A 25,013-nucleotide genomic window follows, 5' to 3' on the forward strand; every position below is an offset into this window, starting at 1 on the left:
TAAAAAAGGAAAATAATATAATGATAAAAAAACAATTGCGGCAGGGGCTTGTATAGCCATTGGGATGGCATTTATCTCACTTCCAGCATCAGCATATTGCGCTGAATGTGATAAGGACAAACATTGGGATGCTCCTTGGGAAAATCGAGGTAGATTGCTACCAAGAAGTGGAAGTAAAATTTCCCCACCCAAAATTGAGTGGACCAATAGTTATTACGACGTTGAGGCTGAAAGCGAAAGTGTTCTTGGATCGGTGCTAGGCATCCTAGCTAAGTAAGTAACCTATAAAGGTGGATATTTTCTCATTCTAGGGCCTCTTGGCGTAAGGTGAAACTATCCATTTGCAGGACTTGCGTAAAAAAATCAATGACCGTTTGGTCAATTTTACTCAGTACGTCATCTTTTTCAGTACTTGTTAAACTGGCCATTTGAGTTAATGCACCGGCAATTAGCACTTTGAATAATACCCACAATTTACTGGCAAAATTCAGGCCGCTTAAACTCCCTTCAAAATCATTCCTGGCCTCACTAAGCCTTGCCGCGCCTGCTTCTTGCTTGGCCAACAATAGCACGAAAAACCTGAGGCTTGTTAGGTGCATGGATGCAATGTAAGCACTGTAGTGGCGGCTTTGCTCTTTTAAAAAACCGAGTGTCTGCTTGGCTTCCTTGAAGTAAACTTCAATCCCCCAGCGCAGTACATAGACCTCTAGTATTTTTTCATCTTCAAGCTGACTATTTGTGGTTAAAAATAGCGCCCAATCGTGTTTGCTCGCTTGTTGCTTGGCTTCATTGACTGAGCGAACAAAGAGCAGCTTAACTTTGACCCATTGCGCGGTCTCTTTATTTGAACTGGTGAGGTTTAGCTCAACTACAATGGATTTACTTTAATAAGGCACATTATTAAGTGCTTGCCATTGGCCTTTGACATGTTGCTTGTATAACTCTTGGGCACACAGTAAGTGAGTCATGCCGTTCATCGTTAGGCGATACTTCATTTTATTCTAAAAATGGCCACAAGCGAGTGGGTGATCGTCATTCTAAGAATAGGTTTAGTCGCAAACCATGCACCGGCTAAAAAGTAATCCGCATTAATGCCACCACGAATTGCTCTCGCCACCATATCACAGACCATTTGCGGCTTGGTTTGTTGCTTTGATTGTTGGTAGCGTTTGGCCGCAATGCTACGGCCGTCATTGAATAAGTAGCCGACGGCTTGTTGCTTAGTCTGGCTGATGAATAGTTCATTATCAATGGGAACAAACTGCTCATCATTAGCGAGACTAAGGGTTACAACCTGCTGGCCCATCACACAGCGAGCGGTTAAGTGATCGAAATGACTGGAAGCGCCCGGCATCTTTTTACCCCGCCTTGTTTTTACGGTGTCATCAATGACAAAGGCGCTGAGTTGGTTTTTACCGTTGGCATTAAACACTTTTTTAGCCGGCAATCGTTGTAGCTTTCGCCCATCTAGATCTTCTCGATTAAGCAGATCATACAAAGCATCCTTTGAAAACATGGCAACAGAGTCAACTTTTAGCCAAACCCAAAGCATTAAGCGGTAGGTGACGTCACCCACTGGCGTCCCGGAGCGTTTAGAAAACTTAGCTTGACGTAACAAGTTGTTAAACCCAATACTTTTCCATGTGGTGCTGAACGTGTTGTCAATTTTAAGGTCTATCTGACTCAGTAAATCAGACGTTAATGGTGGTAAGGGTAAAGTTTTTGTGACAGGATTCATTTGATGTCTCTTGTGGTTTTTTACGTTGTCTAGTTAACAAGTGTTTTATCACAATGAGGCATCAACTCCTTTTAAATCAAAATGTTATTGGTATTTTTCTGTGCATTTTGAACCCCGAAACTTGAGTTTAGTAGTCGATGTTTTGGAGTCACACTACATACAGTGCTTGTCTAGCTTAATATAAGGCTATATAAGCGCCTAGTTGACTAAGCGCAGCCAGTATCCAACTTACCGATAAAGCGTCAAAAAACAACGACGTAGTACTTCTTCGGCAATCACTTCTACGCCTGCTCGCAAAACAGCATCTCTAAAATTGAACCGTTGAATGATTTTTATAAGAATTTCTGCCGACAAATAGCTATTTTTTCTATTTAAAACAAGCAAAGAAATGACCACGTTACTCACGTAATACAAAATAATTTGTGGGGATATACCTGCATCTCCCACCAATGCAGCATAGCGCACTGCCATTTGTTCAAACACATGGGCATAGGCGGACTCTTCACGGCACACCTTTTTTACAGTGATGGATAATAGCTCGACATTGGGCGGCTGCTCCGCCAGCATATAGTCCACTTGAGCATAAACCACCTTGTGACTTAGTTTATAAACACACAGTGCCGTTGAGTCTAAAGTGGCGCTATTATCTTGATAGTCAATGCACCTAGCTTCAAATGCGCTAATAGCTTGCACGGCTGGTACCTCCCATAGCAGATTGATGATCATATTTATGCCCTACAGTGAGTAAAGTGTTGCCTCCAGCATCAATAAGGTAGGTACTGCTAAGTGATTGCATGTGCTGCTGTACGTGACGTATGTCTTTTATTAGCCGCTTAAGCCCACGTCTGGTTAGACTGGTGTAATGTTTGCCTTCCCCAATGTCACAGCTATCACCGTATAACATTAATAATTCTACTTGCAGGTGTTCCACAGAGCTGATCTGTTGAGAGATATTAGGCTGTAGTAAGTTGAGATCCATATTGTGCTCCTGGTTTTTGTACTTGCATGGCAACCATTAAACAACACAACAATGAGCAACTATGGAAGATTTCCTGAAGATATAAGGAACAGTGATGAAGAAGTGATGAAGATTAAAACTGAGTTGGCAATTTAATAGAAAAACAAACGCCAGAGCCATCTTTTAAGTTGGATACTTGGGCTGCGCCTTTGTGAAACTGGGCAATAGTTTGCACCACAAAGAGCCCAAGCCCAAAGTGTCCATCACCACCAGCTGAAGCTTGAGTGCGTAAGGTCACCATAGATTGAAATAGCTGATCAGCTTCGTCTAAATTGATTTGTTCTCCTTGGTTTTCAACCTCTATAAACCAATCAAACTTATCTGCCCTTAAACGCACAATTATAGGGGTGCCTTGGCGTTGGAAATCTTTCGCATTATCTAGCAATTTATCTAGCGCCTGCTCTAAACGATAATCAACAGCCTGCACTAAGGCTGTGTTTTTGATACCTACATAATTAATGACTACCTTTTGCCCTGCCAGCTGATGTTGGTGCTGACAATATAGGGTAAGGAAATGATTTAAATCCAGAGGTTCTAGTTCATCATTAGTAAGAGCTTGTTCAAGGTTGGCAGCGGATGACAGCTTAGACAAAATCGACTCAATGCGATGCAGACCTCGCTTAGCGATATCAATATAGCCCTTAATTTCATCATCAAGTGGGTAATCAGATATATTTTCAAGCGATGTTGAGATGGCATTTAACGGGTTTTTAATTTCATGGCTTAGGGTGCGTGGCATGGTGGCCATAAATGACTGCTGCTCATGCAGTTTGGATACTACGTCTGAGAAACTTCGCGCTAAGTCACCAATAGAATCATCACGATCTACCTGGCCCACCATTTTATTAGCGACCAAACGCCCTTCTTTATTTACCATGTTAGCTGTTTCTATACGCAACTTTCGCACTCGATAAGCCAAACGCCAAAACAAAAAGAACACAAAAGAAGAGATTAACAAAATGCCAATCACGCTAAACAACACTATGTTTTGCAAAGAGTTAAGCTGTAATTTGAGTATTTCATCGGTGGATTGTTTTACCAACACAATGCCAATCACAGACCCATCATCAGATAACACTGGCGCCGCAGTAACTAAGAACCCTCCTCCCGAAAATGAAGACCACCTTGCTTGAGCTAATTCGCCCTGTGCCGCTGCAACTAATATCTCCTCTTGTGTTTCTATCGCATCTCCTACTATACCGATACTCATCCGCAACAGCACTATCATGGCTTCATCTACAAGGCCTGTAACAGCTCCCCACAAGGTTGTTGGGATAGGTTGTCTATTGGCACGTGGCTTAGCCTTTGTTTGAGCTCTAAGCTGAAAATTGATGTCATACAAAGCAATATAACTGACAGATTTCGCCAACCGTTCTAACCGCTGATTAGCTTCTGAAGAGCTAGTATTGAGGGCATGAAAACCTTTTGATGTGCCCATTGATGACAACCCGCTGCCAGTGGTGCCATCAAATACAGAAAAGCGTAATTCCTGTTTTTGGCCTAGGTATGCTTTATCAATCTTAACCTCTATAGCATAACCCTTATTTGTAGGCATCATCACCGCTTCTATAGGGGCTTTGTTAAAGCGATCTATCGTATCACGCCGCCAGTTGGCTCCCACTCTAAATATAGCCACAAAACCACCTTGTTGAGGCACAAGCGCCACTCGTTCAATGCTTCCAGTACGATTAACCCATTCAAGCCTAACGTGGTCTCTTGAGTCAAATCCATTGATTGCACCCGCGTCATAATCTGGGTCAATATCTCGCACATCGATCAGCCCATATAAGCTATCGCTATGCTCTCCTACAGCAACAGAAAAACCAAATCCGTCAAATCTTACACGCTGAGGAAAGACAGTGGTTCGGTAACTTTGATCTTGCCAATCTTGCTTGGAACCATCTACTCTAATTGCCGTGGAAAGATAGGTTTTGGGCAGAGGAGCACCAGCGGCAAGGGATAAGTTAAGGCTTTTCTTTTGGTTATAAAAAGTGTTCGCCACAGAACGCCCAAACTGCTCTTGGGAAATGAGCTGTCCAGAGTCTAAAAACTGTTTGGCTTCACTGATAAATTGATATCCAAACCAAGGTACAGCGCCCATGATCATTAATAGACTAAGCACTTGGAAAGAGAATTTAAAGCGGCGTTTTCGTTTGCCTAATTCAGCCACGCATCAAACCTTCCACCGATAGCCAAGGCCATATTCGGAGGTGATGGAATTAAATTCAGGCACCACGACTTTAATTTTTTTCTTAAGGTTTTTGATGTGCGCACTGATGGTGTTTTTTTCAATAACACTAGAGTGTGTTACATGAGCAAAGCGATCATAACTAATCACGTTGCCAGGGTGTAATACTAAGGCATGTAACATATTAAACTCAGTCACTGTAAGGTTTAATACGGGCTTTCCCGCCCATGACACATGCCTTGAGTTAGTATTAAGTATTAACAGGCCTCTGGCCAATTCAGCATTGGCTTGACTAACTGGCTTTGATTGATTATTTGCCAACATCATCAATGTAGCGACCTTGGCCGCCAAAAATTCCATACTTATGGGTTTAGGCTGGTAATCCCAGGCTCCCATTTTTAAGCCCCAAACTTTATCAAACTCACCATCACGATCTGTTAAGAATAATACTGGCAGGCCTTCATGCACACGCACGGCTTCACTGTAAAGCTCAAACCCACCATCATAGTCACTACCTAATATAATATCTAAGATAAGTAGATCTGGCCTATAGCGGCTTAAATGGTCAAGTGCATCAGTTTTATTAGAAAAGGCATGCACTTTGTATAAGCGGCGAGTCAGTAATTTTTCATAGTTAGAGCGCTGATCATCGTCATCTTCTACAATGACTATGGTGCCATTTTTAACTGTGCTGGTTTTATTCATGTTTTTTCCAAATAAGCCCAAGCGTATCCGCTGTAAAAAGTCTTCTGAAATCTCTAGTCAAAACTAACTTAACAGCTAAGGTACTACGCGCCAAGAGGGCTTGCACCATATGATGATTAATTCACTAAATCTTCATAGTTAACATGATAAAATTTTTAAACAAAAAAAAGACGCCCTACAAAGTAGACCGTCTTTTTTTAACAATAGTGGTGGGTGATGACGGGTTCGAACCGCCGACCCTCTGCGTGTAAAGCAGATGCTCTCCCAACTGAGCTAATCACCCACATAACTGGTAAGCTTTGGTGTGTTACCGCTGCTAAATCAGTGCGCACATTATAAGGTAATAGAGCCTTAGGTCAATGATTAAATAGAGCTAATTACCTAAAACCTGTAATGGCTGATAATTAGTTCATGGCAGGCTATAATAGTCAGTAAGTTTAAACATGTACGCATAAATCGTAACTCACTTATAATTTAAGCTACTCTTGTCTCCAATAGATAAAATACATAGGAATCTTTCATGGTCATCAAACCTCGCGTTCGCGGCTTTATGTGCATTACCTCCCACCCTGCTGGCTGCAAAGCTAACGTAGAAAGCCAAATTGACTATGTCACCCAAAAAGGCGCATTAAAGGACGGTCCAAAAAAGGTTCTCGTTATTGGCGCATCTACTGGCTATGGCCTTGCTTCACGTATTACCGCAGCCTTTGCTAGTAACGCAGATACTCTTGGTTTGTTCTTTGAAAAAGAAGGCACTGAAAAAAAACCAGCTACTGCTGGCTGGTATAATTCTGCCGCTTTTCATACAGCCGCACAGAACAAAGGTTTATATGCAAAAAGTATAAATGGTGACGCTTTTTCTGACGAACTAAAACAACTCACCATAGACACTATCAAAGCAGATTTAGGCCAGGTAGATCTAGTCGTTTATAGCCTTGCATCACCCAGGCGCCAACACCCTAAAACGGGTGAAGTACATATGTCTACACTAAAACCTATTGGTAAAGACGTGGTGCAACAGGGTGTGGACACAGATAAAGGTATCATCAAAGAATTTGCTATAGGTGCAGCCAGTCAGGAAGAAATAGACAATACCGTTGCCGTAATGGGTGGCGAAGATTGGCAAATGTGGATAAGCGCTTTAAATGACGCGGGTGTTTTAGCCACAGGCGCTAAAACGACTGCATTCACTTATGTAGGTGAAAAAGTAACGCGCGACATATACTGGGACGGCACTATAGGCCAAGCTAAGAAAGATCTAGATCACAAAGCCATTGGTATTCGTGAACAGATGAGCGCCATTGATGGTGATGCTCGCGTATCTGTACTTAAAGCCGTAGTGACCCAGGCAAGTGCTGCCATTCCAGTGATGCCACTTTACCTAGGTTTGTTGTTTAAAGTTATGAAAGCAGAAAATACCCATGAAGGGTGTATCGAGCAGATTGACTTACTCTTTCGTGAAAGTTTGTATGGCACTAGCCCACGTCTAGATGAAGAAGGTCGCTTAAGAGCCGATTACAAAGAGCTTGCGCCCCATGTTCAAGGCGAAGTTGAAGCTTTATGGGCTAAAATCACTGATGAAAATTTATTTGAGATCAGTGACATGTCTGGCTATAAAGCAGAATTTTTACGCCTATTTGGGTTTGGCATTGATGGCGTAAACTATGATGCAGATGTGAACCCTGAAGTGGCTATCGCTGACCTTATTAGTGCATAACCTGTAAACAATAAAAAGGAGTGCGATGTAGCTGGTCGCAAAACCGTTATGACCAAACATCACTCCTCTTTTATTGCTAGAAATGTTCATTTATGCGCCTACATTGGCTTATTTTTAGCAGTGAGCTTAGTTAATGTATATAACTATCTTGTAGGTCAATTAGATGGATCTCTAGAATACACTTGGACAATCGTTGTTTTTGTGTCAACACTGTATATTGCACCCATAACAAAGTGGAAAGCTGTCGTTTTTTCATTGCTTATGTGCCATGTTTTTTGGCAATTACTACTCTACGCTGAGCAAGTAGAATGGCCTCTAATTCTCATAGAGCTTAGCGCTAGCCTTGTCATCGCATTTTACGCTAAATATTTTAATAGTAACTGGCAACCATCAGACTTCAACAGTAAGATGCTCACCTACCTACCTGGCATGATGCCGGCTTATTTGGTGTATATTGTCTGCGTTACTTTGCGCGACTGGGAATTACATAACCAAAGCTCTATTACGTTTGTGTTTGGGGTGAATTTTTTTTTGCAGCACGCACACTTATTGGAATTCACAATAGCTGTAAGTCTCACTTTTCTCATACTATATTGGTATAGACAGAAACTCATCTGGCCATCCAAGGTTCATTTTTTTTAGTCGCCTTTATCGCACATGCGGCCTGCCTTTACTTTTGGCCGCATAACTTAATTCCTCTTACGATCACCATGGTTGCTTCAATTTTTTATGTTGGCTTACAAGGGGTAGCTATACCAAGCTTGATATGCGCCCTTGCCATGCCATTTATATACGTAGAAAATTTCACATTGCTTGCGCAAGTTAGTCAACTAAACTACGCTTTTTTAATATTATTTTCTTGTGTCATTGGGTTAATGCTTGAGGGTTTTTTTGACGCTATTAAAAAGGGTGAGCCTTATCGTCTGGTGTTATCAAAGGTAAATCCTATTGGGTTAATTATTGGACCGTTAGAGGTTGATAATTTAAAATCACAATTGCAAGAAAAGAACCAGCAAATTAGCCAAGCATATGCGGCGCTAGAACAAACTAATGCCAATTTAAAGACTCTGACCGAGTCATTGGAGAACCAAACACAAACTTACAAAAAAATGGCGGAGATAGATCAATTAACTGGGCTCAAATCACGACACTACTTCTACAACTACTTAACAGACGGTTCTAGGAATCACTCCTACTGCCTAATATTGATTGATTTGGACAACTTTAAGAGTGTAAATGATATTTATGGCCACGACGCTGGCGATGAAATACTCAAAGCATGCGCTACGGTATTGAGTGAAGTATCAACACATCATGGCTTTGCTGCGCGCGTGGGCGGCGAAGAATTCTGCATCGCATTAGCAAACATAGATCTTAATAAAGGCCAAATAATTGCAGATGATCTAAGGCGTAGATTAGGCAACACTACTATCATTAAAGCAGGCATATCTGTAAACCGTACAGCCAGCATAGGTGTAGCTGAGCTTTCTAAGGATGCAGCGATTAAGTATGTCATCAGCCTTGCAGACGAAGCTCTTTACGCATCAAAGTCCAAAGGAAAAAACACCACAACCTTGGTCGATGAACAGTTCATTGTTGAGTCGAAAAATAACCAAAAAAATCTCACTTTTAACGATCTTTTAATCGGTTTATCAAATAATGAATTTCATCTATATATACAACCTATTTGCAGTAATAGTTCGGGTAAGGCCGTCGGTTTTGAAGGTTTAATGCGCTGGCATAGGTCAGATGGATTGATACTTTCTCCTGATCATTTTTTAGAATTAGCCATGTCTCCTGGGGTATACCCAAAGTTTAAGGATGTATATATGGCTCAATTAATACCTATAATTACAGCATTAACCAAACTCAATCCCCAATACTACTTATCGTTTAATACAGAAGGCACTTTTATCCATTCTAGCCAAATGGTGAATCACTTTATCAGCCAAGTACAAGCAGCAAAAATCAGACCAAAAAGTTTGGTTTTAGAGCTGCCTGAAAAAGCGGCAATACTGAACACAAAAAAGGCACTTAGCAACATTAAATTATTGCAAAAAAGTGGCATTGGAATTGATTTAGATGACTTCGGCATGGAACACTCAAATATGGACCGAATCCGAGACATTCCAGCAGACATTGTAAAAATAGATCGTAGTTTTATTTCAAAAATAGACAAAAATCCGCGCAGCTTAGCTATTATTAAAGCATTAGTCACTATGGCTGAACAGCTCAACTTTCAAATCATTGCTGAGGGCATAGAAACACAAGCTCAAGCAACCATATTGGCGGAATCAGGCATTACTAGAGCGCAAGGTTACTTTTACGGGCGTCCCCAGCAAGTGAGTTATTGGCTTAAACAAATAGACAACGACAAAATTTAGGCACAAAAAAACCGCATTAAGCGGCTTGATGTGTCCAACAATAGTAAAATGGCGGAACGGACGGGATTCGAACCCGCGACCCCCGGCGTGACAGGCCGGTATTCTAACCAGCTGAACTACCGCTCCGCATTATATTACTACTTCCAACGTACACTTGGTGGGTGATGACGGGTTCGAACCGCCGACCCTCTGCGTGTAAAGCAGATGCTCTCCCAACTGAGCTAATCACCCAACGTACTAGTGCTACTTATTCCCATTTAAAGCCAAGTTCAAGGGTGGCTTCAAGAAATAAATGGCGGAACGGACGGGATTCGAACCCGCGACCCCCGGCGTGACAGGCCGGTATTCTAACCAGCTGAACTACCGCTCCGCATTTCCTTATGGCTAACCGTGTTCGGCGTTGCCTTTAGGAGATGCGCATTTTAAAGATTTCCTCAGCCTTGTCAAACGTTTAGGCGAAAAAAAGTAATATTTCTTTATACTGGTTAAAAACCATACAATTTTATTAAAAAAACCACTCAAAAGACACATTACTTGGAACCTAACGACAGATGTAATAGTCTTATCATAAATGATTAGAATATATATTAGTTTATGCACCACTAGCACAATATTAAGGAACCTTTATGAAGTCAGTAATTTTTACCTTAGGTTTAAGTTTAAGTGTATTAATCAGTGGCTGCGCTGTCAGCCCACAGTCCATCGTCATTAACCCACAAGTTGCCGCCTCTGGGCCGGCGTATGGCCAAGGTAGAGCTCTAGTTATCAATGTCGATGATCGTCGCTCTAGCGGCGTTTTAGGCAGTCGTGGCGGTGTTTATGAAACCTCAAGCCTTATCACGATTTCTAATGATATAAATGGCGCTCTTTTGCTGGCTGCCCAAAGCGCTGCTGCACAATTAGGGTTTGACGGCACCAGCTCTGCAAAACCAGCAACACTTACCCTGGCCTTAGACGAGCTTATTTATGACACACAAACACAAAACCTAATTAACACGGTTACTATCATCGCTAAAATAACCTTAACCACCACTATAGGCAGCAGCACCCACACTGGCCATTACCAAACCGAGCGCAGCCACAAACTACCCCAACTACCCGATGCTCAAAAAAATCAAGACATTATTAGTGAAGCTTTAAGCACGAGCTTGGAGCGCGGTTTTAGCGATATAAGTCTTGCTAATTTTTTAGCTAAAAACTAGTCTTGCTTAAAGTCTATGGCTACTGAATTAATACAGTAGCGTAGGCCTGTTTCTGGAGGCCCATCTGGAAAAACATGGCCCAAGTGAGCGCCACAATCGTCGCACATGACTTCTGTGCGTCTCATCCCTGTACTTATGTCTAACTCTTCCTTAATGGCGGGCTTGTTCACTGGCGCGCTAAAGCTAGGCCAGCCACACCCTGCATCAAACTTAGATTGACTAGAAAAAAGCTCTGCACCACAACAATGGCAATGATATTTGCCATTCTCAAAGTGCTGATCATACTTACCTGTGTAGGGCCTTTCTGTGCCTTTTTTACGACACACCGCAAAGGCTTCTGGGCTTAACTCATCTTTCCACTGCGCTTCAGATTTAGAGGCCGCTGCCTTACCTAATTTGTTTTCAGCCATGTCCATGTTCCTATATTTTTGAAAAAATACCTAGATGTAAATTAGCACTTCTTTATGACGCACTTATAATTTAATAAAAAAAACTTGCCACAAGTGATAGATTTTTACTATCATGTCGAACTTATAAAATCAAACAGAGTTCGTCAATGAGCATGATACGCAAATCACAAAAATTAATAAACGTATGCTACGACATTCGCGGGCCAGTGCTAGAAGAAGCGAAACGCCTAGAAGATGAAGGCAGTCGCATTATTAAGCTCAACATTGGCAACCCTGCTCCTTTTGGCTTTGAAGCGCCTGAAGAAATCCTTCAAGATGTTATTCATAATCTGCCTAACGCCCAAGGCTACTGCGATTCTAAAGGGCTATTTGCAGCGAGAAAAGCAGTCATGCATGAATGCCAACGAAAGCATGTTAAAGACGTGACCATAGATGACATTTATATTGGCAACGGCGTCAGCGAGCTGATCGTTATGGCTATGCAAGGCTTACTCAACGATGGCGATGAAATGCTTATTCCTGCGCCAGACTATCCACTTTGGACGGCCTCCACCTCCTTGTCTGGTGGAACTCCCGTGCACTATCGCTGTGACGAAGCAAACGGCTGGCAACCAGATTTAGACGATATGGCTGCAAAAATTACCCAACGAACCCGCGGCATTGTAGTAATCAACCCTAACAACCCCACAGGAGCCGTCTATTCTAAAGCGACCCTTGAAGCCATTATTGAGCTGGCACGAAAACATAGCTTAATCATATTTGCAGACGAAATTTACGATAAAATTCTTTATGATGGCGCTAAATTTACGCCCATGGCAAGCTTGGCTAGTGACGTATTATTTTTAACCTTCAATGGCTTGTCTAAAACCTATCGTGTAGCAGGTTTTCGCTCAGGTTGGATGGTGATATCAGGCTCTAAACACAAGGCTAAAGACTATGTTCAAGGCCTAGATATGCTGGCAAGTATGCGCCTTTGCTCAAACGTACCCAGCCAGTACGCAATACAAACTGCTCTAGGTGGTTATCAAAGCATCAAAGAGCTCACTTGTGATGGGGGACGTTTGAAGCGTCAGCGTGATCTGGCTTGGCAAATGTTGGACGCATTGCCTGGGGTAAGTTGCCATAAACCAGAGGGTGCGTTGTATTTATTTCCACGCTTAGATCCAGACATCTATCATATTGAAAATGATGAACAATTTGCTTTTGATCTTTTGTCACAACAAAAAGTATTGGTGGTGCAAGGTAGCGGCTTTAACTTAGCAGATAGTCAGCATTTTCGTATTGTCTTTTTACCTTACGAAGAACAGCTTATTGAAGCCGTGGGACGCATTGCTACTTTTTTAGGTACTTTGCGCAAGTAACCTAGGCAACATAGCTGGATTACCTAAAGGATATAAAACTAGATCATGAAAGCCGCATATTACAGGCACTAAACCTGCTAATTCTCGATCTAGCTTTGTATCACCAGAGTCAACCAGTAGCGGCCTTCCATTTAAACCTTTAAGTTTAGTTTTTGTGGCTACAATATGTATATTATGCAGCCCCAAATGCTTAATCAGCTTTGCACTAAGCTGTTGATTACCACGCCCTAAAACATGGCCTTGGCCACCGATCAAGGTAATAAATAGCTGTGAATGATGATGCTCACATAAGTCTAATAGTTGCTGCGCGGTCACATCACAAGCAATGACCTTTTTATCTTCAATAACATCTACACCTAGTAACGTATTTTCTAAACCTAAGTAGGACATTACCGCGGCTAAGGTAGAACCAGAGCCCATAATATACCTTACACCAGGTTCCATAAGCTCTTCCACATGAGCGCCTATATCATCTAATACTAAGGCTTCATTTTCTTTAGCCCCAACACTTGCGCTATCTTTGGTGGCTTGCATATACTCATGTGATTCAGGCACTTGCAGCTCGCCATAATAACGCGCCTTTACCCTACCTGCTCGAAACTCTTCTTCGTCTATGTCTCGCACTTGTTGACTGCGTAAGCTGACCAATTCACCCTGAGCTAATTGGGCAATCACTTGTCCTGCTGCAGTGGGTGTAATGCCATACACTCCTGAATGAATTTTTACACCTGCTGGTATACCCACAACAGGCACCTGATCCCCTATCGCTTGCAACAGGTCTCTAGCAGTTCCATCACCACCTACAAAGACCAACAAGTCTACGCCTTTTTTTAACAAGGTTTGAGCTGCTTCAATAGTATCTGAAGCAGTAGATGGCTGTGTTTTAGCTTGACCAACAACATGCGTAATAATACCCGCTTGAAGAGCACAGTTTTCACCCATATCACCTGCAAAGGTATAAATACAAACATCCATTGCTGACAACTGGGACAAGGCTTCCAAACAGCGGATATTAGCCTTAGGCACAGCACCAAGGGCTAAGGCTTGCTCAGCTACGTTATCACTGCCCTTTAGCCCTACACTCCCTCCTAGACCCGCCAGCGGGTTGATCACTAAACCAACATTAAATGTCATTAGTTAGATTCCTTATTAACATTAAAGCCTAAACCACCCAATAACGCTGCACATTTAGATTCATTAATACCGTGTAACTGCAAACTAGCGAATTCACGCCTAACCGGATAGGTTTTACGCAGCAGATCAAAGTCACTGGTTTTGCGCATGCGTGCATCGTCCTCCATTAACGGATAAACACTATCACATGCAGCTAACAAACATTCTTTGGTCGTTAAATTAGAATTAAGGACTATTTCTTCAAGGGCAGGCTTGGGAATTAAATCGTCTAAGCTGTGCTTTATTGGTAAGGAAAAATGCTTACAAAGATCTTCATAAATCATGTAGGTACCCCGCATCTTACCTTCCAACGAATGACCTGCTATGTGGGGAGTAACACAGTGACAGTAGTCAAATAGCCCTCTATCTATATGAGGCTCTTGATGCCATACATCCATAAATAAGTGTAAATCATTAAACTCTTGTTGGCGCATAAGTAGCGCCGCCTGGTCAACTACCTCACCCCTGCCGGCGCTAATTAACACGGTGCCTTTACGTAAGCTTTTAATCCGAGCTTCGTGTAATAAGTTTTCAGTGGCATGCTCACCAGCTTTAGTAAGCGGGGCATGTAAACATATGATTTGGCAACGCGATAACAACTCATCTAATGCAACATAACCTTCTTGTCCAGCATCCGCTCTAAGTGGGTCACATTGCAGCAGATCAAAGCCCGCATTAATGAGCCGCTGCGCTAGTCGCCCGCCTACATTTCCAGCGCCCACAATACCAATGGTTTGTTGTCTGGGGTCAATGTCTAATGTTTGCCACGCATGGTTAAGACAAGCGATTACATAATCACCTACTCCTGCGGCGTTACACCCAGGTGCATTGCGCCAGATGATATCGTTGGCATCCATATAGTTTGTGTCCAAATGATCCACACCAATAGTGCAGGTGCCTACGAATTGAACCTTGCTACCTGCCAGTAGCTTAGCAGTAACCTTGGCAGTAGAACGCAATACTAAAGCATCTGCATTAGCGACTTGCTCTTTGGTAATAGAGCGCCCATCAACCCGTGTAATACTTGCTAGATCGCCAAAAAGCTCATCTAACAACAAAATATTCTCATCGACAACTAAATTAATTAATCCCATTAATTTATTCCCTTTTCTGGCGGTGCCTGTGCGTTTTTCTGTAAAGCATTGGCATACCATTGATTCAAATTTACAATTTCGCCGTGTTCATCCATAGAGGGATAGGCTAGACCATGTTGATGGCAAAAATCGGCTACTTTGGGGTGACTCCAACGAAATAATGTTTGATCATATTGCGCACCTCTAATTTGTGGTTTGTCATAACTACCGCTTAGGGCTCTTTGCCGCTGGGCTTCAAGCAATATAACGGCAGCCGCAACAGACACGTTAAATGAGTGAACCATACCCAACATAGGGATCACCACCTGATGATCTGAGGCTACTAGTGCTTTGGCACTAACACCGTGCATTTCTGCACCTAGTATAAGTGCCGTGGGCACTGTGTAATCTAACTCACGATAATCTACGGCTTGGTCGCTAAAGTGAGCTGATACTAGCTGCATACCTTGTTGCTTAGCAAGCTGTATCGCACTGTCAATGGTGTCATGGGGCACTACGTTAACCCATTTCTGACTGCCGCGAGCTGTGCGCTTGTGCTCCCTAAAACCACCTTTTGGGGTGACCACATGGGCATTATGCACTCCTACAGCATCACAAGTGCGAATGAGGGCTGCAATATTTTGCCCCTTATTTACTTGGTCTGTAATAATGGTCAAATCAAGCTGGCGCTTAGCCAGCGTGGTTTTATATTTTACCAAACGAACTGGTGTCATATATTTCCAGCAAATGAGTAATTTATCAGCCTCTAATGATACCAATTTATTAGCTAGATTTGTTACACTGGACTTACAATTAGTGTTCACCTTTATTTTCCACACCAATTCAATGACACAAAAAAACGCAACACCTATTATCGCATACCAAGGTCACCAAGGGGCTTATTCTCACTTGTCCTGTCAACGGGTATTTCCTGAACTTGAAGCTCATGCATGCATGACCTTTGATGCGGCTATGGCAATGGTGGAGCGAGGCGAAGCTAATATAGCTATGATACCCGTAGAAAACTCTACTGCAGGCCGTGTGGAAGAAATATATCGCAAATTGCCTCACACTTCGTTATTTGTCATCGGTGAGCATTACGAGCCTGTTAATCACTGTTTATTAGGTTTAAAAAACAGCACCATAGACCAGATCAAAACTGTAGGCTCTCACCCACAAGCGTTGGCACAATGTAATAAACGTCTTACAAAGCTCAATATAAGCCCTATGGCCACTTTAGACACCGCAGGTGCGGCTCTTAGTGTGAGCCAAAAAGGTGACCCAAGCCATGGAGCTATAGCCTCAAGCTTGGCTGCCACGCTATATGATTTAGAGATTTTACAAGAAGAATTTCAAGATATGAAAGGCAATACCACACGCTTTTTAATCTTATCTCGTGAGCACAAAATACCTACACAAGTGAAGGGCCAAAAATACATTACATCATTCTTATTTACTGTGCGTAACATTCCCTCCAGTCTTTATAAGGCTATGGGAGGATTTGCAACTAACAGCGTTAACATCATCAAACTAGAAAGCTACACCCCAGACGGGCGCATGGTGGCGACTCAGTTTCACATCGATGTTGAAGCACACCCCAATGATGACAACATGGCCTTAGCAATGGATGATCTAGCATACTTTGCCAAAGATATTCGCATGCTTGGCACTTATATTGCCAGTGATTACCGCTCTTTAAACACCTAAACCATCGGAACCTAGCTCATGTCAACATCCAACAAGTTTCTCTATGCTATCGCTCTAGTTGTGCTTTTTTCTGCTGGACTTCTATTAGCAAAATACACTCCATGGACACAACAAAGTGCAGTAAATAAAGGTTATACGAATCTAGGTGGCGACTTTGTATTGGAGAGTTTGGAGGGGCAAGTGAAACTGGAGGATTATCGCGGCAAGCTGGTGTTAATGTACTTTGGTTTTACTTCATGCCCAGATGTTTGCCCTACTGCATTATCTTTTATTGCTGCCAGCATGCGTGCATTACCGAAAGATTTAGAAGCTCAAATCCAACCTTTATTTATCAGTGTAGATCCCAAGCGTGACACTTTGGATAATTTAGCAAAATATAGCGCTTACTTTCATCCAAGAATGTTAGGCATTACTGGTAGCACAGAACAAATTGACCAAGTGGTTAAAAGCTACGGCTCATATTACACATTTATTCCCCTAGAAGGCTCAGCTTTAGGCTACACAGTGGATCATACTTCTAGAATTTATCTTATAGGACAAGAAGGCCAGCTCATTAGCGCCATTGCTCATGGAACCCCAGTAGATGAGATCATTGCATTACTTAAATCTCATTTATAAGCTTCTTCAGGCCAGTAAAGTTGATCAAGGCTGACTTGGCCACCAAATTTTCGCTGCAGCGTTGATAGTAACAAGGCTGCGCGATCGGGCAATCCATTGGAAAGATAACAGCGCGCCTGAGCAGAAAGCGCTAACCTAAACGCCACGTCATCACACTGCTCACCCGATAAATTGTCAGCACTGGCCACAAATACTGTTTTACTAGCCAAGCTCAACAACCACTCTATAGCTTGCGGCTTGATTTCCACTTTTTCAAACTCTGCTTGCTCAAGTGCGCTGCGCCCATCAGGTTGATACCAATAACCAAAGTCTTCTAATAATCGCCTGCTACTGCCCGCTAAGCACCAGTGAGAGATTTCGTGTAACGCACTAGAGAAATAGCCATGGGCAAACACCAACTGGTGATGGCTGTGAACCGCATTAGCAGGCTCATACACTGGCTCATCTGCTTCACCATAGCGTCCATCACATAAGGCGCATAAGAGCTGGGTATTATGTGAGTGCAAAAACAGTTCATCAAACAAAGTAATTATTATTTGGCACTGGCATTGTGTGTGTTTAAGCATTAGTTAATCATGGATGAAAATGGACAAAGGAGCTATTATAGCTCATCTTTTTTTTAGCCAACACTGTGATCATTTAATGCCTCAAACAATAGGCCATACATATAGCACCAAAGCCATGGGGCAAGAGTTACGCCAATTCTTACGCTTGGGCACCCCAATACTTATTGCTGAAGCATTACACATGAGCGCAAGCTTTGTAGACACAGTGATGGCTGGACGTTATAGCTCTGCAGACCTAGCTGCCGTTGCCGTAGGTTCTAGCATTCTCTTCCCAGTGATGATTTTAATGATCGGCATTCTTATGGCGACAACCCCTACAGTGTCACAACACTTTGGCTCCAAAAGACTCAAATTGATTGGCCCATTCGTGCAGCAATCATTATGGTTAGCGGTACTGTTAAGTATTTTAGCAGTCGCACTGTTATACACCATAGATCCACTATTTGATTTGCTGGATATTGAGGACCCTATTAAGAGCATTGGTTTGGGGTATTTGCATGCAGCCGCTTGGAGCTTACCTGCTATGGCGCTTATGCAAAGCCTACGTAGCTTTAGCGAAGGTTTAGGCATCACTAAACCTTTGATGTATTTTAGTTTATTAGGCTTAATTATAAATATACCTATGAACTATATTTTTATTAATGGGCATTTTGGTGTCCCAGAAATGGGTGGCGTAGGCTGTGGCTGGGCCACTACTATAAGCATGTGGATCAGTGTCATTGGCATGGCATGTTATGTATATGCCAAACCGGTTTATCACCAGTGTGCTATGTTTACACGATTTGATTGGCCAAAATTGACCACGCAACTTACTATTTTAAAAGTGGGCTTACCCATTGGTTTTTCTATTTTTATTGAAGCGACCATGTTTGCCATAGTAGCTTTATTGTTAGCCCCTTTAGGGGCTGATATTGTGGCAGCACATCAACTGGTTTTAAACTTTACCAGCTTGTGCTTTATCATCCCACTAAGCATCGGCATGGCGATGACCATTCGTGTAGGTCACGGCATTGGAGGCAACCTACCCAACCAAGTCAAACGCTCAGTGCTTGTAGGCTTTGGCCTGGCGTTAGGTTTATCGAGTTTAACCTGCTTAACTATGCTCATGCTTCCCCTGACCTTAGCTGGCATCTACACGACAGAGCCTGTAGTAGTAGAAATTGCTGCTAGTTTGTTCATTTTTGCAGCCTTATTTCAATTATCAGATGCGGTGCAGATTGCAGCTAATGGTGCTTTAAGAGGATTTAAAGACACTGCTAAACCCCTATTACTTATCTTTATTTCATACTGGCTTACTGGCCTGCCCTTAGGTTATGTATTAGGGATGACAGACATCATATACCCAGCGATGGGCCCCGCTGGATTTTGGATTGGTATTATTTTTGGTTTAAGTGTCGCAGCAGTTTTATTGAGCCTACGTCTATGGCGAGTGCTTAGAAAACCATTACCGGTCGCTACTTAGATGTGTTGAATTTATGCACTACATTGATTAGCGTATCGACAAATAAAAAACTACCCTATTGTTGGCTTAATGCTACTGAGTTTTATGAAAAAATCACGTATCATAGTCGCAAACAAACCAATTAAGAGAAGATTATGAGCGAACTAACTCACGCTGTAACAGATGCTACATTTGACCTAGACGTTGCCAATGCAGATGTGCCTGTATTGCTAGACTTTTGGGCACCGTGGTGCGGACCATGTAAGATGATCGCACCTATTTTAGAAGACGTGGCCGCTGAATTTGAAGGTAGCGTTAAGGTATGTAAAATCAACGTTGATGAAAACAGCGAAACTGCAGCTCGCTATGGTGTGCGCGGCATCCCTACATTAATATTGTTTAAAAATGGTGAAGTTGCAGGCACTAAAGTAGGCGCTTTAGCTAAGTCTGACTTGTTGGCGTTTATCTCTGACAACACTTAATCGATTATCTAAGCTATAAAAAAACCGAGCAATGCTCGGTTTTTTTAGGTCTAACATAAGCTTAAATAATGTTACGTCTATTACTTATTCTTCTTAAGCAATAAGTCCAGCTTAGTTGCCATGCGCTGGCCTTCATTTAGGCCATCAAATGGGCTTGGGGCTTTTTCAATCTTTGGCTGCGGCTTGTGACTTTTAGGAGCTTCAGTGCGCTTGGGTTTGCTATACACTTGCTCAGGGCGCTTTTTAGCACTTGGCCGAGGTTTATTAGGCTTACGAGGCGCTGGCAATTTAGTCAGGGCATGCGCGGCTTCATCAGCCGTTACAGCACCTTGCGCTTCACCTAGCAAATTAATGCGTGGCGCAGCGTCTGTTTGCGATTTCAAATAACCAAAAGCTCGCACGTAACTTGCTAGTCCCCGCTTAATCTTGGTTTGACTTAGTTTTCCATCAGCAACCAAATCTTCTTGTATGCCAATCTTCAGCGGCCTAGGCTTAGCAAAACAAAAAGTTTGTGGGTAAGTTTCACAAATCAATTCAACTGCCGCCCGATTTGCGGCTCGACTTTTAGCTTTTTTACGTTCAGCTGCAGTGATTTCAGGCACCACTTGTCCAGATGTAGCTGATTCAGATGTCACTGGCTCAGCAACTAATGAGCTAGTTGTTTCTGGAAGCTCGGTTTGCACCAAAGTAGAAGTTTCTTGTGTTATAGGTAGTTCGCTAGTGCTGGTCATAATGTCTTGATTTTGATTATCTATAAATATCTGACTGCGGCCCTGCTCAACTTGCTGCTTTAATTGTTGGTGCTCTTGCCTTAGAGTATCAACGTGCTGCTGTTGCCGTATCAGAAGATTTTGTTGTGTTTTAATACGTTCTGAAAGCTTTTGAGTAAGCTCTAATGTACCTAAATTTTTCAGTTTAGAATCAGTCATTCTCATCTTTCACTATTAAACATACGTCTTTTCATAACGTTAAGTATTGTACCTATTGATTGAGCCGAGAGCTATAGGTTTGCGACTTTTACACTAACTTGAGCGTCGTACTTGCAGAAACCTTCAATCCTTGCCTATACTCTATCTATAAGTTGCACATTATCTGCCTAACATATCGTTATTATCGGTTTTTTTAGAGGATATGCCATGTCTACTGTAATTCCCAGTGCCAAAGTCATTGATCTTTTTAGCGGCCGCGAACGCCAAAACCAACATCACCCTAAGGTGATTCGATTAGCGCCAGAACTAGACGGTTTTGAAGTGCTCTACTCCAACGAGCATGGCCATCCAAAAGTAGGCCAAGAGCTTTTTTCTGTCAGCATTTTATTTTGGGCTTTACTTGATGACGGTTCTTTTGCCGGCATGATTCCATGGTTTGATGAACTAATCATTTGCTACGAGCTTAACTGCCCTAATAAAGGTTTTTTTCAAGGTTACTATGACCCTGGACTAGACCAAACTATGCCCCAAGTTCCAGAACACAAATGCATCGAGCTTATTAGCGCTGCTGATTACTTTGACTTTGAAGAAGATGGAACAGTGTTTGTGGTACAAGAGTTATCTGACACTTGTGGCACCCATGCTGTATTTACTGCTGATAATTTTGATCACTTCTGGATGAGCGAAGTGTTTAGTTGGCGCCTTCATAGTGATGGACGTATTCAAGCGTTGATGGTAGATGCTGAACGGGTGGAGCGCTGGCCTGTACTGGTAGGTGATGACTGTTTAGTAGCTTGTGATGAATCTGAAGATTTCGTCAATTATTTTCAATATACAGTTGCCATTAATATTAAGAAACAAGATCCACAGACTATGGCTGTATTAGATCAATTAAAGTCTGACTCTTAAAACCCCCTTTTTTACATCACCACTCTTGCATAGAGTGTCTGATAGACGTTTGCAAAGCTTCCAGCGCATCAAGCCAGCCCTTTACAGGCCAATGATCTGGATCAGTTAAATCGTCGATGTTTTGAGTAGTAATTAACTGTTCAGATGGACCTTGTAACCTAGGTGTAATACTAAAATCAGCTTGGCCTTGCAGTGCAATCCAATGCGCCCAATCACCTTCTTGTAACAAGACTAATATTTGCTGGGCTTCTGGGGACAAATAATCCTGCTTTATTAACAAAGCTTCAATATCTGACCAGGTGAGTAAATTAATATCATCAAAACGAGTATTAGCTAACTGCTTCAAACTAGCCTGAGCCAGGTATTTTGCCGCACTAAGTAAGTGGTCCACGATGGCATATTGATAAGCCATGCGCTTTGGCCGCTGCCGCCAGTAATGTATATCTTCGTTGTTGCCGTACTGAGTGAGCAGGTCTTGCCATAAGCATTTGCCAAAAGCCAGTCGGTGTTGACTGGCTTTTAACCATTGATCTTGAACTGCCATAGTATTATTTCGCTGCTACAGGTTTAGCAGGCGCTTTTTTAACTGCTTTTTTAGCTGGCTTTTTAGTAGCTTTTTTAGCAGCGACCTTTTTAACTGGAACTTTTTTAACTGGAACTTCTTCAACCCACTTATCACCTACATACATAGCGCGCCAACCCGAAGCTTTCTTTTCTATTTCAGTCATCACATACTGCTCTTTAGTCTTACGACTATAGCGAACAATAGAAGGGTTGCCTTCGTGATCTTTCACTGGAGCTTTAAGTAAAAAAGCATATTTAGGATCTAGGGCATCTTTATGGGGCAAAATTTCAGCCAGCAAAGGTGCACGAGTTTCACGGTTTTTCGGGAATTTACTTGCAGCTAAGAATAAACCTGCAGCTCCATCACGCAATATATAATGGTCATCCACTTTGTCGCATGCTAATTCTGGCATAGGGATCGGATCCATTTTTGGCGGTGCAGCTTCACCACTGCGCAATAACTTGCGTGTGTTTTTACATTCAGCATTGGCGCAATCAAAATATTTGCCAAAGCGTCCAGTTTTTAAATGCATATCAGCGTCACACTTATCGCACTGAATCAGCGGCCCATCATAGCCTTTAATACGATACTCACCCGCTTCTACTTCAAAGCCACTACAATCTGGGTTATTACCACACACGTGTAACTTGCGCTGTGCATCAATTAAATAACCATCCATTGCAGTATCACACACTTTGCAACGACGCTTCTTAATGAGTAAACGTGACTCTGCTTCATCATCCGCATCTACTGCCACTACTTCGTCTCCAGAGACTAGGTTAATGGTTTCTTTACAGCGTTCCTTGGGTGGAAGAGCATAGCCTGAGCACCCTAAAAACACACCCGTAGATGCAGTGCGAATGTTCATAGCTTTGCTACAACTTGGACACTCAATGTCAGTAATCGTTGGAGTATTAGCTCGCATGCCGTCTTCTGCTTCAGCAGAAGTCAATTTACGACTAAAAGCTTTATAGAAAACATTTAATAGGCGTTTCCAGTCAGTTTCGCCTTTAGCCACACTATCTAAACGCTGTTCCATATTGGCGGTGAAAGAATAATCCATCAGGTCTGCGAAGTTTTCTTCTAACCTATCTGTGACAATATCACCCATTTTTTCAGCATAAAAACGTCGATTTTGCACCATCACATATCCACGATCCTGAATGGTGGAAATGATACTAGCATAGGTTGAAGGTCTGCCGATGCCTTGCTTTTCCAATTCCTTAACCAAACTGGCTTCAGAAAAACGAGGTGCAGATTTAGTAAAGTGTTGACTAGGTGAAAGCTTTTTAAGCGTTAGTACATCGCCCTTGCTTACATCCGGTAAGAGCAAATCTTCATCTTTTTTGCTAACACTGGGCTGCACGCGAGAATAACCATCAAAACGCATAATTCGACCACGTGTGCGCAAACTAAAACCACCTGCTTCAACAACGATAGTAGTACTGGTATAGAGCGCCGGAAGCATTTGACATGCAACAAATTGACGCCAAATAAGCTCGTACAGCCGCTCCGAGTCACGCTCCATATTACTTAAAGATGTAGACTTTAAAGCCACCTGAGAGGGCCTTATAGCTTCGTGAGCCTCTTGTGCACCATCCTTACTAGAGTATCCTATAGGGTCAGTTGGCAAATACTCTTTGCCATAACTTTTTTCAATGTAATCCCGGCAATTATTAACTGCATCTTTACTAAGGTTAGTAGAGTCAGTACGCATGTACGTAATATAGCCCGCCTCATAAAGCCTTTGTGCCAACATCATGGTTTTCTTCACCCCAAAACCTAGGCGAGTACTTGCCGCTTGCTGCAGGGTAGATGTGATATAAGGTGCTGAAGGCTTGCTAGAAGTAGCTTTATCTTGACGTTGCTGGACTACAAACGGTTGTTTCTCCAGCAAAGCAACAGCGGCATCACTTTGTTGCTGGTCTACTGGTTTGAACTCACTACCATTTTGTTTATGCACTTGCAAAAACAAGGGCTTGTCTTGGTCATTAACCACATCAGCTTTAAGCTCCCAATATTCATCAGGCACAAAAGCTCGAATAATTCGCTCTCGTTCAACAACTAACTTAACAGCCACAGACTGAACACGGCCAGCTGATAATCCACGCGCAAGCTTTGCCCACAATAAAGGGGACACCATAAAGCCCACCACACGATCAAGAAAACGTCTGGCTTGCTGAGCGTTAACGTGATCCATGTCTAATATGCCAGGGTTAGCAAAGGCAGTTTGAATGGCTGTTTCTGTAATTTCGTTAAATACAACACGCTGGTATCGGCTTTGGTCGCCGCCTATGGCTTCACGAAGGTGCCAAGCAATGGCTTCTCCCTCTCTATCCAAATCCGTTGCAAGGTATATTGTGTCTGCATCTTTGGCTAGTCGGCGCAACTCCTCAACTACTTTTTCTTTACCAGGAAGTATTTGATAATCTGCTCGCCAGTCATTTTCTGGATCAATACCCATACGCCTAACAAGCTGCTTACGAGATCTAGCTTGTTTATAAATAACCTTGTCATCTGGGTCCATACTACGCACTTTAGCGGCTTCCAAAGCACGCGCCTTAGGATCAGCACTTCCTGGAGGAGACTTAGTAGGCAAATCACGAATATGGCCAACACTGGACTTTACAATAAAATCTGTACCTAAATATTTATTGATGGTTTTGGCTTTGGCTGGTGATTCCACTATAACGAGGGACTTACCCATGCAATTTCATTCCAATAGTTACGTATACGTCGCATTGATTACGACAGTTATAAGGCGCCTTAGTGTAGGCACATCTGGTAGAAGGTCAAGTTAGTTAAGACTTCTATTGTTTAAAATTCC

23 protein-coding genes, 4 tRNA genes and 1 pseudogene are annotated in these 25,013 nt (G+C 42.5%); 9 read left to right on the forward strand and 19 right to left on the reverse strand.

Translation table 11 applies throughout. From position 1 onward, the window contains the following. Window positions 1–302: 302 nt before the first annotated feature. The 8 genes and pseudogenes from ABXT42_RS07250 to ABXT42_RS07285 all read right to left on the reverse strand — a co-directional run bounded on the left by ABXT42_RS07250 (window position 303) and on the right by ABXT42_RS07285 (window position 5,932). Entirely contained in the window at window positions 303–566 is a 264-nt protein-coding gene (locus ABXT42_RS07250) for a hypothetical protein (protein ID WP_443627485.1), read from the reverse strand. Window positions 567–677: 111 nt separating this feature from the next. After that, a pseudogene (locus tag ABXT42_RS07255) lies at window positions 678–875 on the reverse strand (hypothetical protein); the annotation flags it as partial. A gap of 116 nt (window positions 876–991) precedes the next feature. Next, the gene (locus tag ABXT42_RS07260; RefSeq protein ID WP_443627486.1) at window positions 992–1,738 is read right to left on the reverse strand and encodes a transposase; all 747 of its coding nucleotides are present in this window, start codon (window positions 1,736–1,738) and stop codon (window positions 992–994) included. 228 nt (window positions 1,739–1,966) lie between these two features. Continuing rightward, the gene (locus ABXT42_RS07265; RefSeq protein ID WP_443627487.1) at window positions 1,967–2,464 is read right to left on the reverse strand and encodes a hypothetical protein; all 498 of its coding nucleotides are present in this window, start codon (window positions 2,462–2,464) and stop codon (window positions 1,967–1,969) included. Then, window positions 2,418–2,717, reverse strand: a complete 300-nt coding sequence (locus tag ABXT42_RS07270; RefSeq protein ID WP_443627488.1) for a hypothetical protein — start codon at window positions 2,715–2,717, stop codon at window positions 2,418–2,420. Before ABXT42_RS07270 ends, ABXT42_RS07265 begins: the two co-directional genes overlap by 47 nt. A 112-nt stretch (window positions 2,718–2,829) precedes the next feature. Next, entirely contained in the window at window positions 2,830–4,926 is a 2,097-nt protein-coding gene (locus tag ABXT42_RS07275) for an ATP-binding protein (RefSeq protein WP_443627489.1), read from the reverse strand. A gap of 3 nt (window positions 4,927–4,929) precedes the next feature. After that, entirely contained in the window at window positions 4,930–5,649 is a 720-nt protein-coding gene (locus ABXT42_RS07280) for a response regulator transcription factor (protein ID WP_443627490.1), read from the reverse strand. Window positions 5,650–5,856: 207 nt separating this feature from the next. Then, window positions 5,857–5,932: transfer RNA gene (locus ABXT42_RS07285), tRNA-Val, on the reverse strand. Between the two features lie 237 nt (window positions 5,933–6,169). On the opposite strand from ABXT42_RS07285, the gene fabV reads away from it, so the two are divergent. After that, window positions 6,170–7,366, forward strand: coding sequence for an enoyl-ACP reductase FabV (fabV, locus tag ABXT42_RS07290; RefSeq protein WP_443627491.1), 1,197 nt, complete (start codon window positions 6,170–6,172; stop codon window positions 7,364–7,366). A gap of 710 nt (window positions 7,367–8,076) precedes the next feature. Next, window positions 8,077–9,750 carry a putative bifunctional diguanylate cyclase/phosphodiesterase gene (locus tag ABXT42_RS07295; protein WP_443627492.1) on the forward strand — a complete coding sequence of 558 codons (1,674 nt, stop codon included), beginning with the start codon at window positions 8,077–8,079 and terminating at the stop codon, window positions 9,748–9,750. Between the two features lie 49 nt (window positions 9,751–9,799). On the opposite strand, the gene ABXT42_RS07300 is transcribed toward ABXT42_RS07295, so the two are convergent. From ABXT42_RS07300 to ABXT42_RS07310, 3 genes are all read right to left on the reverse strand, one after another. Next, a tRNA-Asp gene (locus ABXT42_RS07300) sits at window positions 9,800–9,876 on the reverse strand. Between the two features lie 29 nt (window positions 9,877–9,905). Next, a tRNA-Val gene (locus tag ABXT42_RS07305) sits at window positions 9,906–9,981 on the reverse strand. Window positions 9,982–10,043: 62 nt separating this feature from the next. Next, a tRNA-Asp gene (locus ABXT42_RS07310) sits at window positions 10,044–10,120 on the reverse strand. A gap of 256 nt (window positions 10,121–10,376) precedes the next feature. Here ABXT42_RS07310 and ABXT42_RS07315 point away from each other — a divergent pair. After that, complete coding sequence (locus ABXT42_RS07315; RefSeq protein ID WP_443627493.1) at window positions 10,377–10,952, forward strand: YajG family lipoprotein; 576 nt, start codon at window positions 10,377–10,379, stop codon at window positions 10,950–10,952. Here the strand turns inward: ABXT42_RS07315 and msrB are convergent. After that, the gene (gene msrB, locus ABXT42_RS07320; RefSeq protein WP_443627494.1) at window positions 10,949–11,362 is read right to left on the reverse strand and encodes a peptide-methionine (R)-S-oxide reductase MsrB; all 414 of its coding nucleotides are present in this window, start codon (window positions 11,360–11,362) and stop codon (window positions 10,949–10,951) included. The two genes, ABXT42_RS07315 and msrB, sit on opposite strands and share 4 nt — an antisense overlap. 146 nt (window positions 11,363–11,508) lie before the next feature. Between msrB and ABXT42_RS07325 the strand changes: the two genes are divergently transcribed. Further along, the gene (locus ABXT42_RS07325) at window positions 11,509–12,723 is read left to right on the forward strand and encodes a pyridoxal phosphate-dependent aminotransferase (protein WP_443627495.1); all 1,215 of its coding nucleotides are present in this window, start codon (window positions 11,509–11,511) and stop codon (window positions 12,721–12,723) included. On the opposite strand, the gene ABXT42_RS07330 is transcribed toward ABXT42_RS07325, so the two are convergent. Genes ABXT42_RS07330 through trmH form a run of 3 tightly spaced genes read right to left on the reverse strand, consistent with a single transcriptional unit; the run spans window position 12,703 to window position 15,703 of the window. Next, entirely contained in the window at window positions 12,703–13,857 is a 1,155-nt protein-coding gene (locus ABXT42_RS07330; RefSeq protein WP_443627496.1) for an ATP-NAD kinase family protein, read from the reverse strand. The two genes, ABXT42_RS07325 and ABXT42_RS07330, sit on opposite strands and share 21 nt — an antisense overlap. Beyond that, complete coding sequence (locus ABXT42_RS07335; protein ID WP_443627497.1) at window positions 13,857–14,990, reverse strand: 4-phosphoerythronate dehydrogenase; 1,134 nt, start codon at window positions 14,988–14,990, stop codon at window positions 13,857–13,859. The genes ABXT42_RS07330 and ABXT42_RS07335 overlap by 1 nt, the downstream gene beginning before the upstream one ends. Continuing rightward, window positions 14,990–15,703, reverse strand: a complete 714-nt coding sequence (gene trmH, locus ABXT42_RS07340) for a tRNA (guanosine(18)-2'-O)-methyltransferase TrmH (protein ID WP_443627498.1) — start codon at window positions 15,701–15,703, stop codon at window positions 14,990–14,992. Before trmH ends, ABXT42_RS07335 begins: the two co-directional genes overlap by 1 nt. Before the next feature lie 112 nt (window positions 15,704–15,815). Between trmH and ABXT42_RS07345 the strand changes: the two genes are divergently transcribed. Both ABXT42_RS07345 and ABXT42_RS07350 read left to right on the forward strand, forming a co-directional pair. Then, on the forward strand, window positions 15,816–16,676 hold the full coding sequence (locus ABXT42_RS07345; RefSeq protein WP_443627499.1) for a prephenate dehydratase: 861 nt from the start codon (window positions 15,816–15,818) through the stop codon (window positions 16,674–16,676). Window positions 16,677–16,694: 18 nt separating this feature from the next. Further along, window positions 16,695–17,294, forward strand: coding sequence for an SCO family protein (locus tag ABXT42_RS07350; protein WP_443627500.1), 600 nt, complete (start codon window positions 16,695–16,697; stop codon window positions 17,292–17,294). On the opposite strand, the gene ABXT42_RS07355 is transcribed toward ABXT42_RS07350, so the two are convergent. Continuing rightward, window positions 17,285–17,860 carry an elongation factor P hydroxylase gene (locus tag ABXT42_RS07355; RefSeq protein ID WP_443627501.1) on the reverse strand — a complete coding sequence of 192 codons (576 nt, stop codon included), beginning with the start codon at window positions 17,858–17,860 and terminating at the stop codon, window positions 17,285–17,287. The two genes, ABXT42_RS07350 and ABXT42_RS07355, sit on opposite strands and share 10 nt — an antisense overlap. Before the next feature lie 76 nt (window positions 17,861–17,936). Here ABXT42_RS07355 and ABXT42_RS07360 point away from each other — a divergent pair, with 76 nt between their 5' ends. Both ABXT42_RS07360 and trxA read left to right on the forward strand, forming a co-directional pair. Next, the gene (locus ABXT42_RS07360; RefSeq protein WP_443627502.1) at window positions 17,937–19,322 is read left to right on the forward strand and encodes an MATE family efflux transporter; all 1,386 of its coding nucleotides are present in this window, start codon (window positions 17,937–17,939) and stop codon (window positions 19,320–19,322) included. 134 nt (window positions 19,323–19,456) lie between these two features. Next, window positions 19,457–19,783: a thioredoxin TrxA gene (gene trxA, locus ABXT42_RS07365; RefSeq protein WP_443627503.1), complete on the forward strand. Its 327-nt coding sequence runs from the start codon at window positions 19,457–19,459 to the stop codon at window positions 19,781–19,783. Window positions 19,784–19,863: 80 nt separating this feature from the next. On the opposite strand, the gene ABXT42_RS07370 is transcribed toward trxA, so the two are convergent. Further along, window positions 19,864–20,712 carry a ProQ/FINO family protein gene (locus tag ABXT42_RS07370; RefSeq protein WP_443627504.1) on the reverse strand — a complete coding sequence of 283 codons (849 nt, stop codon included), beginning with the start codon at window positions 20,710–20,712 and terminating at the stop codon, window positions 19,864–19,866. Window positions 20,713–20,919: 207 nt separating this feature from the next. Here ABXT42_RS07370 and ABXT42_RS07375 point away from each other — a divergent pair, with 207 nt between their 5' ends. Further along, window positions 20,920–21,621, forward strand: coding sequence for a hypothetical protein (locus ABXT42_RS07375; protein ID WP_443627505.1), 702 nt, complete (start codon window positions 20,920–20,922; stop codon window positions 21,619–21,621). A 16-nt stretch (window positions 21,622–21,637) separates the two neighbouring features. Here ABXT42_RS07375 and ABXT42_RS07380 read toward each other — a convergent pair whose 3' ends face one another. Together ABXT42_RS07380 and topA are read right to left on the reverse strand one after the other, a co-directional pair. Beyond that, entirely contained in the window at window positions 21,638–22,165 is a 528-nt protein-coding gene (locus tag ABXT42_RS07380) for a hypothetical protein (protein WP_443627506.1), read from the reverse strand. A 4-nt stretch (window positions 22,166–22,169) separates the two neighbouring features. Next, window positions 22,170–24,893, reverse strand: coding sequence for a type I DNA topoisomerase (gene topA, locus ABXT42_RS07385; protein ID WP_443627507.1), 2,724 nt, complete (start codon window positions 24,891–24,893; stop codon window positions 22,170–22,172). Between the last annotated feature and the right edge of the window lie 120 nt (window positions 24,894–25,013).

Source organism: Candidatus Njordibacter sp. Uisw_002 (assembly GCF_047730155.1).
In the GTDB taxonomy this organism is placed as follows: Bacteria; Pseudomonadota; Gammaproteobacteria; order Pseudomonadales; family Balneatricaceae; genus Njordibacter.